Genomic DNA, 16,863 nt, shown 5'->3' on the forward strand with positions numbered 1-16,863 from the left:
ACTGTGCCGAATCGGGACCGGTTTGGTAGCCGTGGCTGGACAAGGATCCGCATCGAACGATCACGCAGGCTATACGGAGCGCACCAACCCGTATTACGCGCATTGCGGCATCACGCCCCGTCAGCTGCCGCTATTTCCCCACTAGGTCAACTCCGCGATGCACGCATCGATTTCGTCGAGCGAGCGCTCGAGCATCGCCGGAGACATGTGCCCGTACCCGAACACGAAGCCCGGGATATTGTCGTTCGGCGTCGAGAACTGCGCGATGTCGTTGAAGCGAATCCCGCATGACCTCAATGCCGTTCGCAGCTCGCGATCAAATGCGGGGACACGACCGGCAATCGACACATGCAACCCGCCGCTGTCGCCGCACATGTCGATCCGCTCGGCGTGTACCGACAGCCTGCTGCGAAGGGTGGCCCGCATCGCCGCGTAATGGCGTTGCAAGCGCCGCAGATGACGATCGAGCTGACCGGACACGAGCAGGAACTCGGCGACTTTCTGCGTGGGCAGCGACACATGCCTGCGTTCGCGATCGACGAAGTCGACGAGCACTTCGACGATTGCCGGTGGCGCCGCGATGAACCCGAGCCGCAACGATGGGCCGACCACTCTTGCGAACGTACCCAACAGCAGCGTGGTATCAGGCGCGCTGGCAAAGATCGGCGGCAGCTTCGCGCCTTCATACTGGAATTCGCTGTTGTATTCGTTCTCGAGAATCAGGATGCCGTGCTTGCGCGCCAGGCCGGTGAGCGCTTCACGGCGCCACCTCGGCAGCCGCCCCCCAAGCGGATACTGATGCGCGGACGTGACGTGCACCATCTGCGGCGCCGCACCGTCGAGCACGACCTGGTCGACGCACATGCCGTCGCGGTCGACGGCGACGGCCCGGACCGCCGCACCCGCCCGGGTGAACTCCGTGACCGCCCCCGCGTAGCCGGGATTCTCGGTCACACAACAATCACCGTGTCGAAGCAGTGCCTGCGCAATCGTCTGAAGCGCGTTACCGATGCCGTGCGTGACGATGATGTGATCCGGATCGACGTCGATCGAACGATGCGTACGCAACCAGGTCGCGATGCCACGACGCAGGCCACGCTCGCCTTTCGGATCGCCGTAGCCCTGCGGCGGAAGATGCCGCCCCGCTTCCCGGCAGGCGTTGCGCCAGACGTCAAGCGGAAGCGCATCGACATGCGCCAGGCCCGGCCGCCAGTCGAGTGACGCGGCGGATCCTGTCCCATCGACCGATGGCCGCGCCAGCAAACGCGCCAGTACCGCGGGAAGCGGGTTTTGCCGGCCGGGATACGCGCTGCCGGTCGATGCGCCCGACCTGACGAAGGTGCCGTGGCGGCCACGCCCTTCGAGCAGGCCGCCCGAAATCAACTCGTCATAAGCGTCGACCACACAGTTGCGCGTCACGCCCAGTTGGGCCGCCAGGTCGCGGCTTGCGGGCAAGCGAGCCCCGTGGGGCAGCCTGCCCGAGCCGATCAGCTGCCGCAGTTGCCGCACGATCTGCCGGACGATGGGTTCGTCCAGATGACGATTCACGTCGATTTCGATCAGTGTGGGCGATGCCTGCCGGGTCACATGCCTTGCAACCATTCATGCCTCGAATCGAGCCGCTTTGGGCTCTTGACGATTGCGCGGAACTGGCAGCCGGCCGGCGTCATGGCCGGGCTTCCAGGCGATCACCAACGGGCAATGCGAAGCGTGACGGGTGATGCATGAAAAGCGCGCTGATGATGGCAAGGACACCCAGGGCACTCAGATACCATGCGATGTAACGTGCATCTCCGCCGCCCAGAGCCAGCAGCGACGTCGCCACGAGCGGCGCGAGCCCGCCGCCGATCGCCCCGGAGACTTGCACCGCCATCGAAATCCCGCTGTAGCGCACTTCGGGCGGGAATTGCGCGGAGAACAGGCCGCCCTCCGGACCATACAGCGCCGCATAGACCACGCCGACTGCAATCGCGACTGCGGCCGTGATGGTGGCCGGATTCCTGCTTTGCAGCATCGTGAAGAAGACCGGCGCGAACACCAGAATGCCTGCTGCTCCCGCCATGAAAACCCACTTGAAGCCGATCCGGTCACCCAGCACGCCGGCTATCGGCATGGTGAACAGTGCCACGGCAGCGGCCCAGACCGTTGCATCCAGCATCACCGTGCGCGGGATGCCCAGCGTTCCCGTGGTGTACGCCAGCGCAAACGTGACGACGGTGTAGAACCACGTCACCTCGGCCAACCGACCGCCCATCACGATCAGCACTTCCTTGGGATAGCGGCGCAGCACGACCAGGGCCGGCACCTCGACCTTGTCGCCCTTGGTTTGCACGCGTGCGAAGTCGGGGGACTCGGCCACCTTGACTCGGATGAACCACCCCACGAGCAACAGCAGGACGCTGCACACGAACGGGATCCGCCATCCCCAGGACAACATGTCCTGTTCCGGCAGTTTCGCGACGGCGCCCATTGCGAGCGACGAAAGGATCAGGCCCGGCGCAACACCCGTCTGCGGCAGGCTGCCGAAGAAACCCTTCTTCCCCTCTGGTGCATGCTCGACGGCCATCAGCACGGCACCGCCCCACTCCCCGCCCACCGCGATCCCTTGCAGGACACGCATCACGACGAGCAGCACCGCGGCCCAGTATCCAATGCTGTCGTAAGACGGAATGAGGCCGATCAGAATGGTCGGGACACCCATCATGAAAAGCGTGATGAGCAACATGGACTTGCGCCCGACCCGATCGCCGAAGTGCCCGAATACGATGCCGCCCAGCGGACGCGCAAAGAAGCCGACTGCATAGGTCGCGAACGCAGCCAATGTGCCCGTCACGGGATCGAAGGCAGGGAAGAAAATCTTGTTGAAGACCAGGGCCGCGGCGGTGCCGTACAGAAAGTAGTCGTACCACTCGATCGTGGTACCCATCATGCTGGCCAGTCCGGCCGTGACATATTGACGGCGAGAGTTCGCCGCACGCGTAGCTGACGTTGTCATAGTGACTTCCGGGAGAACGATTCGAGAAAGCCGGCGGTCAGGCGACCGACAACGCAGGAATGCCGCGGGTCTGACGCGCCCAGTAATTGAAGGTCGCATTGACGATCGAGGGCTTGAGCAGATAGTCATGCGCCTCGGCGGCGAGCGCATCGCTCACCGGCGTCAACGGGCCGAAGGCAGCCTGTGCGCGAACCTGCAGGCGGGCGGCGCGCTCCAGGTATACCGACAGGTAGGTGGCTTCCTCGCAGGTCGCGCCCGCGGTCAGGTACCCGTGATGGGCAAGGATGATCGCTCGCTTGGATCCCAGCGCATCGGAAATGAGCACGCCTTCCTGGTCCGCAATGGGCACGCCCGGCCAGTCGGCCAGAAATGCGCAGTCGTCGTGCAGCGGCGTCATGTCCATCTGGGCAATCACCAGCGGCTGGCGTGCCGTCGCGAGGGCAGTTGCCCAAGGCGAATGGGTGTGGATGATGGCGTTCACGTCCGGACGCGCGTCATAAACCCACAGATGAAAGCGCGTGGCGGGATTGGCCATGCCTTCACCCGTCAACGTATTCAGGTCGGCATCGACCTCGATGAAGTCGTCCGGGGTGGCTTCGTCGAAACCCAGCCCGAAACGAAGCGTCCAGTACGCACCGGGGCGCTTCGACCGCACGCTGATCTGCCCGGCAAGCCCTGCCTCCTGTTCCGTCATCGCGAGAATCCGGCACGCGTAGGCCATGGTTTCCTGAACGCTGCGCTCGACGGCGCGCAGATGCTTCTTCATGTCATCCGTTGCGCGCTGGTCGAAATACGATTTCTCTCTGAGCTGGGTATCCATGCGATGTGTCTCCAATAGGGTGGCTGTCGGCGCGGTGTGCGCGCGAAGACCCAATACTGTCGACACCGGCCACGGAGAGCCATGAAGCCCGACTCATAGCAGCTATTCCGGCCGTCCGCCTCGCAGTTCGTCGGCAAGTTTCGTGGTGCACTGCAGGAACGCTTTCACCAGCGGAGTTTGGCGTTTTCCTGCGTGCGTGATCGCCACCACGCGGCGGCGCAGCATCGGCGACACGACCGGCAGCTTGCGCAAGCCGTAGTTGGCCAGGAGCCTGTCGGGAATGTTCGACGGCAGAACGCAGTCTCCGACGCCCGACGAGACCAGTTCGAGCATCGTGTCGATGGTTTCGGCTTCCGCGGAGAACTCTGGCTGCAGTCCAGCGCTTTGCAGCATGCGCCGCAGCGCGTAGTGGGCAGGGAATCCGACCAGCCGCAACGGAATGCGCGTCAAGTCCTGCGGGCCCGCGAGGGGACTTTCGACGCGCACGATCAACGCCATGTCATCGTCGAACAAGGGGTGCGACACGAGCGATTCCGCATCCACGACCGAATCGTAGACAAGCCCGATATCCGCCTTGCCGCATTCGACCAGCGCGACCACTTCAGGGGAACTGCGCCCGAGGATGGAGAGATTCACCTGCGGGTGCGTGCCGATAAAGCGCGCGACAAGGTCGGCCGTGAAGTAGTAGCTCAACGTATGCACCGTGGCCAGGCGCACCGTGCCGTGCGTGACGCCATGGCGCCGGACGCTCTCGACCGCGAAGTCGATGTCGCGATAAGCCGGCTGCACTGCGTTGTACAGCAACATCCCCGCTTCCGTGAGTTCCACGCCGCGCCCGGTACGGGCAAACAGCGGCTGCCCGATCGACGATTCCAGCGCCGCGAGTTGCTTGCTCAGCCCGGATTGAGTCTGATCGAGCACATCCGCGGCCTTCGACAGTGTCCCCGATTCCGCTATGCATACGAAGTAGCGCAATTGCCGGTCCGTGGCTTCCATGTTCTTCTCGACAGTGGTTTCGTATCCTCAACAATCCTATCGCTCTTTTGCACGACGACGGAAGGTTCGCTGAGGGCAACCGGAACAGGAAGTCCCGCTCCGGCTACCTCCCGATGTCAACGGCCCTTATCCGATCCGCGCACTTACCACTGGTAACCGACGCCCACCGACGCGCCGATATCGCCGCGCGACGTACTGCTCGCACTGCCCTTGACGACCCATTTGCCGCTGTCGGAGATGGTCGACAAGCCGAGCGCGACACCGCTTTCGCCGCGCCACGTGGCGCCGCCGAGCGCGACCATGCTCTTGCCCGGCACATACGCCTGCGGCAGGCCGGCCATCGCCATTGCCGTGGCGATGCCCGCGCTCAGGCGATGGTCCATGCCCTGCATGTCGCCGCGCACGCCGGCAATCTGGTTGCCGAAATTGCGTTCCGTCTCGCGCAGTTGGTTGACGTTGACCGCGTCGGTGCCGGCCGTGCCCGGCGCGACATTCACGATCTGGCGCTCCTGGCCGACCGAACCCACCGACACCGCGTTGTCGCGGCTGCCGTCCGAACCGGCCCCCAGCGCAACCGAATTGTTGCCCGACGCCGCCGCGCCATTGCCGATCGCCGTCGAATTGCTGCCCGTCGCGCTTGCGTGGTTGCCAAGCGCCGCGCTGTTCGCGCCCGACGCGACCGCGCCCGTACCGCCGGCCACCGAATTGCTGCCGCTTGCGATCGGTGCGACCGGAACCTGGTCCTGGCTGACCTGGAACATGCCGCTGGCGCCGTTCGAGAGGTTCGTCACGTTGCCTTCGACACTCGTCACCCGATCGCCCAGGCTGGTGGTCTGCGTGGTGATCTGCTCGAACTTGCCGTCCACGATCTGGCCGGTCAGGTCCTGCACGCGCTGGTCGGTGTAATCCTTCGCCGCCTGGAGGGTCCCGTCGAGCTGGCGCAGGTTTACCGCGTCCGTCGCATCATGGCCGTCGGCCACGTTGCTGAGCGTACGTTCGGCACCCGGTGCGCCCACCGACACCGTACCGGCCGTCTTGTTGTCGGCGCCGGAATACTTGCCGGTGTACGACTCCGCGCCACGATCGGCTACCGATCCCGCGCCCAGCGCGACGTCACCGTCCTTGTTCGCGACCGCACCGTTGCCTGCCGCGACCGTGTTCGCACCGTTGGCCGTTGCCGCCGGGCCCATCGCCGTGCTGCCCGCGCCGTTCGCCTGCGAATCGAGCAGTGGCGTCGTGCCACCGCTGTTCGCGTGGAAGTACTTGACGCCGCCGCCGTTCACGATACCGTCGATCTGACCGCTCAGGTTGTTCACGGTCTGGTTCGTCTGGTAAAGCTGCGAACCGTTGACCGCGTCGGTGCTCGTGGCCGACAGCTGGCCCGCCGCCACATTCGTGAGCGTCGTCGGCGTACCGCCCGGGTTCAGCGTCACGCTGTTGGTGTTGATCGAGCCGTCCGCGTTCGTGTCGTACTTCACCGCCCTGTCGCTGACTTGCTGTACCGTTCGATTCGTGTCGTTGAGCTGCGAACCGTTCACCGCGTCCGTGCTCGTCGCCGACACATTGCCCGGTGCCACGTTCGTGACCCTCTGGCCCGCCATGTCGAGCCCCGACCCCGACAGCACGGGGCCGCCGTTGTCGATCCCCACGCTCGTGAACGTCGGCGTCTCGCTCGTCGTGATCGAGATCGTCGAACCGTCCTGCGTCAGCGCAATGTTCTTGCCGCCGTCGACCGTCATCGTCGCCCCCGGCTTGATTGCCGTCACCGACGTGCCGCTCGCGTTGCCGCTCGTCGTCACGTTCCAGCCTTCGTTCAACGCGTTGATCGCGTCGCTGATCGTCGTCTGCTGGCCGCCTGCGATGTTGAACGTCGGCCCTGTCATCTTGCCCGTCGCCGGATCGTACGTTGCGCCACCGCCGATGAGCGATGCCGTGCTGCTGCCCAGGTTGTTCACGGTCAGGTTCGTCTGGTAGAGCTGCGAACCGTTGACCGCGTCCGTGCTCGTCGCCGACAGCTGGCCCGCCGCAACGTTCGTGAGCGTCGTCCCCGGTTTCAGCGTCACGGTGTTGATGGCACCGGTCTTCGGGTCGTCGTACTTCACCGCATCATTCCACACCGCGGTCAACTGGTTCAGGTTGACTGCATCGGTGCCGGCCGTGCCGCCCGCGACATTCTTGATCTGGCGTTCGCTGCCGGCCTTGCCGATCGACACTGCGCCGTTCGAAGCGATCGTATCGCCGCTGTACATTGCGCGTCCCGTTGCATTCGGCGAGCTGACGCTCCACGATCCGAGCACCACGCTGTCGGCGTCGCTTGCCGTCGCGCTTGCCCCCAGCGCCACCGAGCCTATACCCATGGCTCGTGTCTGGTTGTTGCCGTAGAGTGCGCCCCCCGCCACCGGACCGTTCGTCGACGCATTTCCCGCGTTGATATCCGATGCACCGATCGCGATCGAACGGTAGCCCTCCGCAGCCGCCGAATTTCCGATCGCAATACCGCCTAGTGCCGGCGCATTGGAGACATTGCCGAGCGCTACCGAGTAGCCACCGTTTGCCGCCGACTGCCTGCCGATCGCAATACTCGAGCTCCCCCCTGCCTGCGCGACCGGTCCGATCGCAACACCCGAACCATTCGTGGCCACGGCGCCGAAACCCAGCGCGACACCAACCTGCGCAGCGCGAGCACTGTCACCGATCGCAATGCTGGCCTGGGCATCAGCGCTTGCACCCATGCCCAAAGCTACCGAACAGCCAAGGTCTGCCACATAAGTCGCTCCACTCACACCTTGGTTGGCAGTGGGAATTTGAAAACGTGAGCCCTGATAGCCCGGATTTCCTCGATCGAAGAGCCTCCCGAGACAAGGCGACGGGTTGGCACTCGGCTTCGATCCAGGAGGGATCCCCAGATCGGCCGTCGCGCCCGTCTTCGAATAGAAGTTTTCGATAATCGACGCTTGATTGGCGTATCTATCAAGGGGAAACCGCACATCGAGGGGATTCTGCCCGGCGTATGCGCGTGGCACCAACACCATCGACCCGCCGATCAGAAGCATGCCCATGGCTATCCGGACAACGTACTCCCGGCAATGGATCTCCGAAAAGTCAGGTGCACCACGCCCCCCTCGCGGCACCGGCGCGGACACGGATGGAGCAGACGCCCCCTGCGCAACCGACGCGCACGCCGTCTGCTTGCCTTGCGTCTTGCCCAATTCGGACGAAACAACCCAGATCCCGAGCGCCGCGCGCCAGATCACTTTGTACATTCGGTTCATTTGCGTGTAGCAGTCTGTTTGAAGACCACGCATCAACTAACGCATGCCAAGTAATCAGGACTGCGACTTATTGTGCGTGCTCTTTTGATTTGTCGAAACGGAATGATCAGCCTTCAATCACCATCACCAGGAAATCGTGACGATCGCCATGGAATTCCGGCGATCGCCTGCTCGTATCACACGAGCAATGGCCCATACCGGTTTTGCGTCGGTCATCCGGGTGAGCTGTGACGAATTGTGCGGGCCGCTCGGTGGCTCGTACATCGGACTTGGACTAGATAACTTAATACATTGCAAGCTGTGCGAAATTGATTCGTAAACGGCCGCACACTGTCGTCCATTCGCAATCAAAGCGCCGTCAGCCCGACTTCCATGCCGAATCTCAACAGTTCGATATCGCTGCAAAGCCGTAGCTTGCGCATCGCCGTGCCCTTCTGCGTGCTGATGGTTTTCTTGCTTCGTCCTACTCGCGCCGCGATTTCATCGATCCCGATCCCGGATACGAACATCCGCACAACCTCCGCCTCTCGAGCGGTCAGCATGTTCAATCCGTTCCTGCCCGCCTTCAGGCCTTGCACAAGCGCCAGAATGCGCGGCGACAAATAGGGTTCGTGCGCATGTGCACGAACAATCGCGCAAAGCAGATGATCGAGATCGTCCGCCTTGCTGACGATGCACTGCACGCCTTGCGTCAGCAACGCGTGCATCACGCCCGCGTTGTCCGATTGCGTGAGCACGACGATCCTCGTTGCCGGGCGACGCCGGTAAACGCCTTCGAGGCTGACGCCGCCGCCGTCGTTCCTTCCAAGCAGCGTCAGCTCGCACACCAATATGTCGAAATGGTTCTGATCCAGGTGCCTCACCAGATCCTCCGCGCAACGCGCTTCAACGACGTCACCGACGACCGGGTCGGCCTGCAGCGCAAGACGTACGCCCGCGCAAACGGCCGCGTGCGCGTCCGCAACCAGCACGCGCAGATTGATGAACTTGTTCATGAATTCAATGCAGGTTATTGCTCCGCCGCATCGCCGACATCGCCGCTCCCCCGGGGTGGCGGGGGGAACGTCGCCCACGCGGGCCAACGCAATCGTCACGCCGGCGCGCGTCATGGTTTCCCGGAGTCGGCATTCTTCGGCATTTCCACACAATCTTTAAGAGCCAAAACCGGCTCAATTCGAGGCGTCAATGGTTGCAAGGCACGTGTCCCGGCATGCATCGCCGACCTTGGTCGAAATCGACGTGCATCGGCATCTGGACGAGCCCATCGCTCGCCAGATCGTGCGGCAACTGCGGGGATTGATCGACAGTGGCAGGTTGCAGTCGGACGCCCGCCTGCCGGCAAGCCGCGACCTGGCCGCGCAATTGGGCGTGACGCGCAACTGCGTGGTCAACGCGTATGACGAGTTGATCGCGGTCGGCCTGCTCGAAGGGCGTGGCCGCCACGGCACGTTCGTCCGCTCGGGCGCATCGGACGGCAGCGTGCGTCCCGCCCCGCGTACCCCGCTTCCCGCGGTACTCGAACGCCTGCAGGCGCCCACACCGGCCGACGAAACCGGGGGCGCAGCGTCGCTAGACTGGCGGCCCGAAAGCGCACATGCTCATGCGCTGCCGCTCGACGTCTGGCGCAACGCATGCCGGGAGGCAGGCCGGCATCTTCCACCGCAGGACTACGGCGATCCACGAGGCGAACGCGGCCTGCGCCGTGGCATCGCACGATGGTTGCGTACGCATCGGTCTGTCGAGGTCGATCCTGATCACGTTGTCGTCACGCACGGCGTCGGTAACGATCTCCAACTGGTCTCGCAGGCATTGCTGAACGGCGGAGATCTGTGCGTGATCGAAGATCCGGGATACCAGAGGGCGATGACCGCGTTCACGCGGGCCGGCGCGACGGTCAGGCCGGTGCCCGTCGACCGTGACGGCTTGCTCGTCGAGCATGTCGTCGTCGACGGAGCCGTGCCGCAGATGGTGCACATCACGCCCGCGCATCAGTATCCGCTTGGCGGGCGCCTGCCGCGATCGCGCCGTGAAGCGCTGATCGAACTGGCCCGACAGCACGGCATCCTGATCGTCGAGCACGAGTACGACAGTGAATTCCAGCACGAAGGCACCCGGCTACCGCCGATCTTCGCGAGCGCGCCCGATACCACGATGCTGATCGGCACGTTTTCCAGGGTGGTCGGCCCGTCGTTGCGGCTCGGCTTCATCGTGGCGCCCTCGGCGGTTGCCGAGGCGCTCGCCGCATTCGTTGATCGCGAATGCAAGCACGTGTCGCTGCCCGCGCAGCGGGTCGCCGAGTTCCTGCTCGCATCGGGCCAGCTCGACCGCCATCTGCGGCGCATGCAGCGGCACTATGCTGCGATGCGCAACACCCTGCTCGCCCGGCTCGCGGTGCATGCCGACCGCATCGACCTGCATGGCGACCGCGTCGGGCTGCACGTGTGGATCGCCGGCCGCGATCCTGCGTTCGATCGCGCCCTGCGGGCCGCGCTGAAGTCGCGCGGCATCCGCTTCAACGAAGTCGCTCGCTTCTCCGCGCTGAACGACGATATCCCCGGATTCGTGTTCGGGTACGGGTACTTGACGCCTGCAATGCTGGAGCGCTCGCTCGACGAAATCGACGATTGCATTCGGGCGCTGACTGGCGGAGCCTCATGATCATGATGGCTCCGCGCGCACCGGGATGAACTACGCGCGATGTTGCGCTCCGCGTGCTATCAGCAACGTTACCGTAGTGCCTTGCTCAATCCGCCTGCGTTTTCATCCGCATCACTGTCGTCCGCCTGCCGCCCGAGGAAATCCCGCACGAACTGCGCGGCAATCCGCCCCGACCGCGCACCGCGTTCCAGCGCCCACTGCAGTGCCGGTTCGCGCGCCGCACGAATCTGCTCCGCATCGAACCCGGCCTCACCGAGCCGGCTTTCGACAACAGCCAGATACGCGTCCTGCGTGAACCCGTAGAACGTCACCCAGATCCCGAAGCGCTCGGACAACGAGATCTTCTCCTCCACCGCGTCACCCGGATGCAGCTCGCCGTTCTCCGCACGCGACACATTCGCGTTGTCGCTCGCCTGCTCGGGCATCAGGTGGCGACGATTCGACGTCGCGTACACGAGCACGTTCGACAGGTCGCTCGCGACCGAGCCGTCGAGCACCGTCTTCAGTTCCTTGTAACCGGTCTCGCCCGCCTCGAACGACAGGTCGTCGCAGAACACGATGTATCGTTCGGGCCGCGCACGTACCATTTCGACGATCGCCGGCAGGTCGCTCAACCGTTCCTTGCCGACCTCGATCAGCCGCAGCCCGTGCGGCGCGAACGCGTGCAGGCACGCCTTCACGATCGACGACTTCCCGGTGCCACGCGCACCGGTCAACAGCACGTGATTCGCCGCGAACCCGCGCACGAATTGCCGCGTGTTCCGTTCGACGATCGCCACCTGTCTCTCGACGTTGCGCAGCGCATCGAACGCGATGAGCGCGGGTGCCGCGACCGGTTCGAGCGGTGCTGTCCGTGGCCCGCCGTCGAAGCCGCGCCAGCGGAATGCAACGCCCGCGTCGAAATCGACGTGCGCCGGCTGACCGGTGCCCGCCAGCGCTTCGAGCGCGGTCGCGATCCGTTCGAGCTGGTGCGCGAGCGCCGGTGCATCGACGGATGCGCGAGCGTCCGGCAGCGCGGCCATCAGGTACTGCATATCGCGATCGCCGCTCATTGCCGCACTCCTTGCGATGCGCTCGCCTGGAACGGAAACCGCTGCGCGATCGCGACGCCGACGAGCGCCACGCCGCCGCCGATCAGGTGATACAGGCGCAGCGATTCACCGAGCAGCACGATCGCGCCGCCGGCCGTCATCACCGGCAGCAGGTTCATGAACATCGCGCAACGGCTCGGGCCGAGCAGCCGCACGCCCTGCATCCACAAATACGGCAGCACCACCGACGCCAGCACGCCGGCATACAGGATCAGCGGCACGCTCGCACGCGTCGGCCACGCCGCCTGCGCGGGCAATCGCAGCAGCATCGGCACCATGAAAACGAGCGCGGCGAGCGCCTGCACGTAGGTCGACTGCCATGCCGGCAGCGCACCGATGCGCCAGCGCTTGAGCAACACGCCGTACAACGCATACGCAGCCGACGCGGCCAGCATCAGCAGGTCGCCCTCATGCACGCCGCGCGCGGCGATCGTCGTCGGGTGCCCCTCGGCGATCAGGTAGACCACGCCCGCGAGCGACAGCACCCCGCCGCCGACCATGCCTGCGCCCGGCGGATCGCCGAGCAGCAGCGAGCTGAGCAGCATCGTCATCAGCGGCACGAGCGCCGTGATGATCGCCATGTTGGTCGCGCTGGTCGTTTTCGCGGCCTCGTAGGACAGGCTCTGGAACAGCGCCATCGCGAGAAAGCCGAGCACCGCGAGCTTCGGCAGGTGCGCGACCAGCGCCGCGCGATTGCGCCACGCGGGGCGCAGCGTGAACACGCTCATCAGCGCGACGGCGAGCACCAGCCGGTAGAAGGTGATCGCCGACGGGTCGATCGTCGACGCCGACAGCTTCGACACGACCACGTTGCCGGCCCACAGCGCGATCGCGCAGAAAGGAAACAGAAAAGGGGACTTGTTCATCGCAATTGACGGATTAATATCCTGACAGGGATCTGGCGTGGATGGGAACGCCATCGTGCCCGCCCGCCCAACTGCCTGTCTCACGCCAAAATGTCACGACTTGTCGCGAATCGGACACTCGAGTCCACCCCGCCCGGCGCACACCTGCGCTACGAATCGACGCCGATGCCCGTGTCGGCGATGGCGGCGACGTACGCGCACGGCACGTCGATCGCGCCGCACCGGCATCGCCGCGCGCAGCTGCTCTATGCGATCGAGGGCGTGATGCACGTGCAGTCCGAAGGCGCGTCGTGGGTCGTGCCGCCGACGCGCGGCGTGTGGCTCGAAGCCGGTCTCGACCACACGGTGCAGATGAGCGGCGACGTGCAGATGCGCACCGTGTTCGTCGAGCCGGGCGCGGTCGAGCACCTGCCCGCACGGAGCTGCGTCGTGGAAGTGCATCCGCTGCTGCGCGAGCTGATCCTCGCCGCGGTCGACGTGCCGCTCGACTATGCGCCGGGCTCGCGCCACGATCACCTGATGCACCTGCTGCTCGACGAGGTGACGGTCGCGCCGCTGCTGCCGCTGTACCTGCCGTGGCCACACGACCCGCGCCTGCGCACGATCTGCGACGCGCTCGTCGCCGCGCCCGACGACCTGCGCACGATCGCCGAATGGGCCGACCTGCTCGGGCTGTCGGTTCGCACGCTCCATCGCGCGTTCCGGCGCGAGACGGGGCTCAGCTTTCGCCGCTGGCGCGAACAGGCGCGGCTGCTGCTCGCGCTCAAGCGTCTCGCGCACGGCGAGAAGGTGCTGACCGTCGCGATGGATCACGGCTACAGCAGCCAGAGTGCGTTCTCCGCGATGTTCAAGCGGCATTTCGGCGTGTCGCCGTCGGCGTTTTATGCATAGACACGGGCGCCGTGAGCGATAGAATCGCGCTCATGAACACGACCAGCCCGCACCGTTTGTCTGCATCGACGCACGAATCCCGTACCGTGAATACGCACACGTGGGAACACGCGCCGATCGTCGATACCTGTATTGTTCAGGCCGGCTACGGCCATCTGCTCGTGTTGACGGCGGACGGCTCGCTGCACGGCGTCGATCTCGATACGGGGCGCCCCACGACGCTGTGTTCGGTGTCGTTACCGCCGCTCCCGCCTGCCACGGGGCACACCGCGTTCGGCACGCCCGCTTATCGCCTGCACGCTGCGCCTGACGGCCGGTACGCGGCGATCGTGACCGACTACGGGCGGCACGGCCTTGTCGTCGACCTCGCCACCGGCGCACCGACGATGCAGCTCGACGGCGGCGACTACTACCCGCATACCGTGCCGTTCAGTGCGTGCTTCCTCCGTCATCGCGATCGCACGATCTTCGTGCATCGCACCGCCTGGAACCGGCTCGATGCGGCCGACCCGGCCACCGGTGCATCGCTGACTGCGCGCGACATCGCGCCGTACACCAACGACGACCGGCCCGCGCATTTCCTCGACTACTTCCACGGCCGGCTCGTGCCGAGCCCCGACGGCAGCCGGCTGTTCGATGACGGCTGGGTCTGGCATCCCGTTTCGATCCCGCGCGCGTGGTCGGTCGCCGCGTGGCTCGACGCCAACCCCTTCGAAAGCGAAGACGGCGCATCGGTCGTCGACCTGACCCAGCGCGACGACTGGGACACGCCCGCCTGCTGGATCGACAACCGGCATATCGCGTACTGGGGGCTCGCCGACTGGGACGAGGACGAATTCGCCGAAACCGGGCAGGACGCCGGCGTACGCATCCTGGATGTGACCGTAGCCCTGCAATCGAACGACCGGCGCATCCCGATGGCGACCGAACCCGACCGGATCGGCGGCCTGTTCAGCGATGGCGCGTCGTTATATGTGGCGACGCCCGCCGGCACGACGATCTGGCGCATCGCCTCGGGTGCGCCGCTCGGGGCCCTTCCGGGCTTCGTTGCCCGGCGGCACGATCCGGTGCGCGGTTCGCTGATCGCATTCGATGCCGGCACCATCGCCGAATACCGGTTGCCCGGGCAGGCCGCGCACACCGCATGACGCGCGCCGTTACCGCGCGGCAATCCCCGCGATGAAAAACACGCACGCGGCTGCCGACGCCACCGTGCGCACGTGATTCCACATCGTCCAGTCGTGCACGTAGCGCGTCCACAGCGCCGCGCCGTGCGCGGTCGACGGATCGGCCGCGGCAAGCGCATCGTTGAGCGGCACGTTGACGGCCATCGTCACCGCGAACATCCCGAACACGTACAACGCGCCGCCAGCGACCGCCGCCATCGCGCCCGGCTGGTTACGATCGAGCAGCGCGATCACGACCAGTGCAAGCGCCATCAGCGTCGTGACGAGGAACAGCGGCATGAACGGCGAACGCACGATGTCGACGTTGATCGCGTTCATCGCGGCCACGCCGGCATGCGGCGCGATCCGTCCGAGCGACGTCATCACGAACGTCGAGAACGCGAAATACACGCCGGCCATCAGCCCGCAGCCGATGGCCGAGCCCCACAGCAATGCGGCGGTCACGAACGCGATCATGATCGTGCACTCCACACGCCGGTCGCGGCCGTCGCGCGCGCATAGTCGGCGAAATCGCGTGCCGGCCGCCCGAGCGTCTCTTCGATGCCGTACGTCACCGCGCTGTTGCGCCCGTCGAGCACCACGCCGAACAGATCGTCGAGCAGCGCGACGACCGGCTCCGGCACCCCGACCTCGCGCAATCCGGCAACGAACGCATCGGCCGGAATCTCGCGATAGACGACCGGCCGCCCAGCGGCCCGCGCGATTTCGCCGACCGCTTCGGCAAACGTCAGCGCGCGCGGGCCCGTGACCTCGATCACGCGGTTCGCGAAACGGGCATCGGTGAGTGCGGCCACCGCCACGTCCGCGATGTCGTCCGCATCGACGAACGGCTCGCGCACCGAGCCGGCCGGCAACGCGACTTCGCCGGCCAGTACGCCGTCGATCAGGTAGCCCTCGGAAAAGTTCTGGTTGAACCAGCTCGCGCGCACCACGCCCCAGCCGACACCCGACGCCTGCAACGCGGCCTCGGCAGCCTGCGCGCGGGGCTCGCCGCGCCCGGACAGCAGCACCACGCGCTCGACGCCGCTTTCCCGCGCAAGCCGCGCGAATGCGGCGATCGCGTCCACCGCGCCTTCGACGGCAAGGTCCGGCTGGTAAGTCACGTACGCGGCTGATACGCCTTCCAGCGCGGCGGGCCACGTCTCGGGCGCCGCCCAGTCGAAGCGGACGGCCGACGTGCGCGACACGGGCCGGGTCGCCATGCCGCGCGCGCGCAGCCGTGCATCGACGCGGGCGCCCGTCTTGCCCGAACCGCCGACGATGAGGATGGGAAGTGCCGACATGACCGTCTCCTTTGACTAAAATGCGAGAATATCTCGCGTTTGAAAAACACGATAGACTCTCGCATTAGCAACGTCAAGTTTTTCCGGAGGCGGCATGGGCCGACAAAAATCGGGGCAGAACGACGAGCCGGAAGCGGCGGCAGCGGCAGCGGACGCGCCGGCGCGCGCGCGGCTGGTGCCAACGCAGCAGCGCAGCCGCGAGCGATTCGAGCGCATCCTCGCGTGCGCGTCGGAAGTGATGGTCGAGAAAGGCTGCGACGCGTTCCGGATGAGCGACATCGTCGAACGCACGGGCATCTCGTTCGGTTCGCTGTATCAGTACTTTCCGGACAAGGCGGCCGTGATCGGCACGCTGGCCGAGCGCTACAACGAGGCCGGGCACGACTGCGTGCGGCGCGACCTAGCCGCGATGAAGACGCTCGACGACCTGCACGCCACGCTCGCCCGCATCACGGACAGCTACTACCGGATGTTCGTCGATGAGCCGCTGATGCGCGACATCTGGCGGGCCACGCAGGCCGACCGCGCGCTGCAGGCGCTCGACCGGGCGGACGGCGAGTTTCTGGCGGGGATGTTCGCGGATGCGCTGGGAGAAGTGGCGCCCGGCACCCCGCACGCGCAACGGAGCGCATTCGCCGAGCTGATGATGGTCCAGATCGCGGCGGCCGTGCGCCATGCGATCACGCTGCCGCCAAAGGCAGCGAGGCAGATCCTTGCGATGTTCAAGCGGGGACTACCGCGGGATCTGTCGGTGCTGGACGCGTAGTCGTGTCAAGCAAAGTACGCGGCCGGCACCGACTTCGC

13 protein-coding genes and 2 pseudogenes are annotated in these 16,863 nt (G+C 65.7%); 4 read left to right on the top strand and 11 right to left on the bottom strand.

Features of this window, described 5'->3' with window-relative positions; translation table 11 throughout:
- Positions 1 to 141 precede the first annotated feature (141 nt).
- From BCO18175_RS10380 to BCO18175_RS10405, 7 genes and pseudogenes are all read right to left on the bottom strand, one after another.
- On the bottom strand, positions 142 to 1,548 hold the full coding sequence (locus BCO18175_RS10380; protein WP_217483907.1) for a PLP-dependent aminotransferase family protein: 1,407 nt from the start codon (positions 1,546 to 1,548) through the stop codon (positions 142 to 144).
- Positions 1,549 to 1,666: 118 nt separating this feature from the next.
- Positions 1,667 to 2,995, bottom strand: a complete 1,329-nt coding sequence (locus tag BCO18175_RS10385) for an MFS transporter (RefSeq protein WP_174980511.1) — start codon at positions 2,993 to 2,995, stop codon at positions 1,667 to 1,669.
- Between the two features lie 37 nt (positions 2,996 to 3,032).
- Positions 3,033 to 3,815 carry an aldolase gene (locus tag BCO18175_RS10390; RefSeq protein ID WP_174980512.1) on the bottom strand — a complete coding sequence of 261 codons (783 nt, stop codon included), beginning with the start codon at positions 3,813 to 3,815 and terminating at the stop codon, positions 3,033 to 3,035.
- A 102-nt stretch (positions 3,816 to 3,917) separates the two neighbouring features.
- Positions 3,918 to 4,811: a LysR family transcriptional regulator gene (locus BCO18175_RS10395; protein WP_174980513.1), complete on the bottom strand. Its 894-nt coding sequence runs from the start codon at positions 4,809 to 4,811 to the stop codon at positions 3,918 to 3,920.
- Between the two features lie 143 nt (positions 4,812 to 4,954).
- Positions 4,955 to 7,309: pseudogene (locus tag BCO18175_RS10400) on the bottom strand (YadA family autotransporter adhesin); the annotation flags it as partial.
- A 33-nt stretch (positions 7,310 to 7,342) separates the two neighbouring features.
- Positions 7,343 to 8,116 (bottom strand): annotated as a pseudogene (locus tag BCO18175_RS40975) (ESPR-type extended signal peptide-containing protein); the annotation flags it as partial.
- A 314-nt stretch (positions 8,117 to 8,430) separates the two neighbouring features.
- Entirely contained in the window at positions 8,431 to 9,078 is a 648-nt protein-coding gene (locus tag BCO18175_RS10405; RefSeq protein ID WP_174980515.1) for a response regulator transcription factor, read from the bottom strand.
- A 244-nt stretch (positions 9,079 to 9,322) separates the two neighbouring features.
- On the opposite strand from BCO18175_RS10405, the gene BCO18175_RS10410 reads away from it, so the two are divergent.
- Positions 9,323 to 10,741 (top strand): PLP-dependent aminotransferase family protein, encoded by a 1,419-nt coding sequence (locus tag BCO18175_RS10410; RefSeq protein ID WP_217483908.1) that lies wholly within the window; start codon positions 9,323 to 9,325, stop codon positions 10,739 to 10,741.
- A 68-nt stretch (positions 10,742 to 10,809) separates the two neighbouring features.
- On the opposite strand, the gene BCO18175_RS10415 is transcribed toward BCO18175_RS10410, so the two are convergent.
- Positions 10,810 to 11,763 (bottom strand): ATP-binding protein, encoded by a 954-nt coding sequence (locus BCO18175_RS10415; RefSeq protein WP_174980582.1) that lies wholly within the window; start codon positions 11,761 to 11,763, stop codon positions 10,810 to 10,812.
- Positions 11,764 to 11,789: 26 nt separating this feature from the next.
- On the bottom strand, positions 11,790 to 12,698 hold the full coding sequence (locus tag BCO18175_RS10420) for a DMT family transporter (RefSeq protein WP_174980517.1): 909 nt from the start codon (positions 12,696 to 12,698) through the stop codon (positions 11,790 to 11,792).
- A 90-nt stretch (positions 12,699 to 12,788) separates the two neighbouring features.
- Here BCO18175_RS10420 and BCO18175_RS10425 point away from each other — a divergent pair, with 90 nt between their 5' ends.
- Positions 12,789 to 13,589, top strand: coding sequence for an AraC family transcriptional regulator (locus BCO18175_RS10425; RefSeq protein WP_174969563.1), 801 nt, complete (start codon positions 12,789 to 12,791; stop codon positions 13,587 to 13,589).
- A gap of 32 nt (positions 13,590 to 13,621) precedes the next feature.
- The gene (locus BCO18175_RS10430; RefSeq protein WP_174980518.1) at positions 13,622 to 14,737 is read left to right on the top strand and encodes a hypothetical protein; all 1,116 of its coding nucleotides are present in this window, start codon (positions 13,622 to 13,624) and stop codon (positions 14,735 to 14,737) included.
- A 9-nt stretch (positions 14,738 to 14,746) separates the two neighbouring features.
- Here the strand turns inward: BCO18175_RS10430 and BCO18175_RS10435 are convergent, their stop codons facing one another.
- Positions 14,747 to 15,232: an anthrone oxygenase family protein gene (locus tag BCO18175_RS10435; RefSeq protein WP_174980519.1), complete on the bottom strand. Its 486-nt coding sequence runs from the start codon at positions 15,230 to 15,232 to the stop codon at positions 14,747 to 14,749.
- A complete protein-coding gene (locus BCO18175_RS10440) occupies positions 15,229 to 16,059 on the bottom strand; it encodes an NmrA family transcriptional regulator (protein ID WP_174980520.1) in 831 nt (276 codons plus the stop codon). Before BCO18175_RS10440 ends, BCO18175_RS10435 begins: the two co-directional genes overlap by 4 nt.
- A 94-nt stretch (positions 16,060 to 16,153) precedes the next feature.
- Between BCO18175_RS10440 and BCO18175_RS10445 the strand changes: the two genes are divergently transcribed.
- Positions 16,154 to 16,825, top strand: a complete 672-nt coding sequence (locus BCO18175_RS10445; RefSeq protein WP_174980521.1) for a TetR family transcriptional regulator — start codon at positions 16,154 to 16,156, stop codon at positions 16,823 to 16,825.
- The last annotated feature ends 38 nt before the right edge of the window (positions 16,826 to 16,863 follow it).

It is taken from the genome of Burkholderia lata, from assembly GCF_902499335.1.
GTDB classification, from domain to species: Bacteria; Pseudomonadota; Gammaproteobacteria; order Burkholderiales; family Burkholderiaceae; genus Burkholderia; species Burkholderia lata_B.

Excerpts from the sequence above, each read along its gene's own strand:
- BCO18175_RS10425 (WP_174969563.1), top strand. The coding sequence starts at position 12,789 with ATGTCACGACTTGTCGCGAATCGGACACTCGAGTCCACCCCGCCCGGC.
- BCO18175_RS10390 (WP_174980512.1), bottom strand. The coding sequence starts at position 3,815 with ATGGATACCCAGCTCAGAGAGAAATCGTATTTCGACCAGCGCGCAACG.
- BCO18175_RS10395 (WP_174980513.1), bottom strand. The coding sequence starts at position 4,811 with ATGGAAGCCACGGACCGGCAATTGCGCTACTTCGTATGCATAGCGGAA.
- BCO18175_RS10415 (WP_174980582.1), bottom strand. The coding sequence starts at position 11,763 with ATGGCCGCGCTGCCGGACGCTCGCGCATCCGTCGATGCACCGGCGCTC.
- BCO18175_RS10430 (WP_174980518.1), top strand. The coding sequence starts at position 13,622 with ATGAACACGACCAGCCCGCACCGTTTGTCTGCATCGACGCACGAATCC.
- BCO18175_RS10420 (WP_174980517.1), bottom strand. The coding sequence starts at position 12,698 with ATGAACAAGTCCCCTTTTCTGTTTCCTTTCTGCGCGATCGCGCTGTGG.
- BCO18175_RS10405 (WP_174980515.1), bottom strand. The coding sequence starts at position 9,078 with ATGAACAAGTTCATCAATCTGCGCGTGCTGGTTGCGGACGCGCACGCG.
- BCO18175_RS10435 (WP_174980519.1), bottom strand. The coding sequence starts at position 15,232 with ATGATCGCGTTCGTGACCGCCGCATTGCTGTGGGGCTCGGCCATCGGC.
- BCO18175_RS10440 (WP_174980520.1), bottom strand. The coding sequence starts at position 16,059 with ATGTCGGCACTTCCCATCCTCATCGTCGGCGGTTCGGGCAAGACGGGC.
- BCO18175_RS10385 (WP_174980511.1), bottom strand. The coding sequence starts at position 2,995 with ATGACAACGTCAGCTACGCGTGCGGCGAACTCTCGCCGTCAATATGTC.
- BCO18175_RS10445 (WP_174980521.1), top strand. The coding sequence starts at position 16,154 with ATGGGCCGACAAAAATCGGGGCAGAACGACGAGCCGGAAGCGGCGGCA.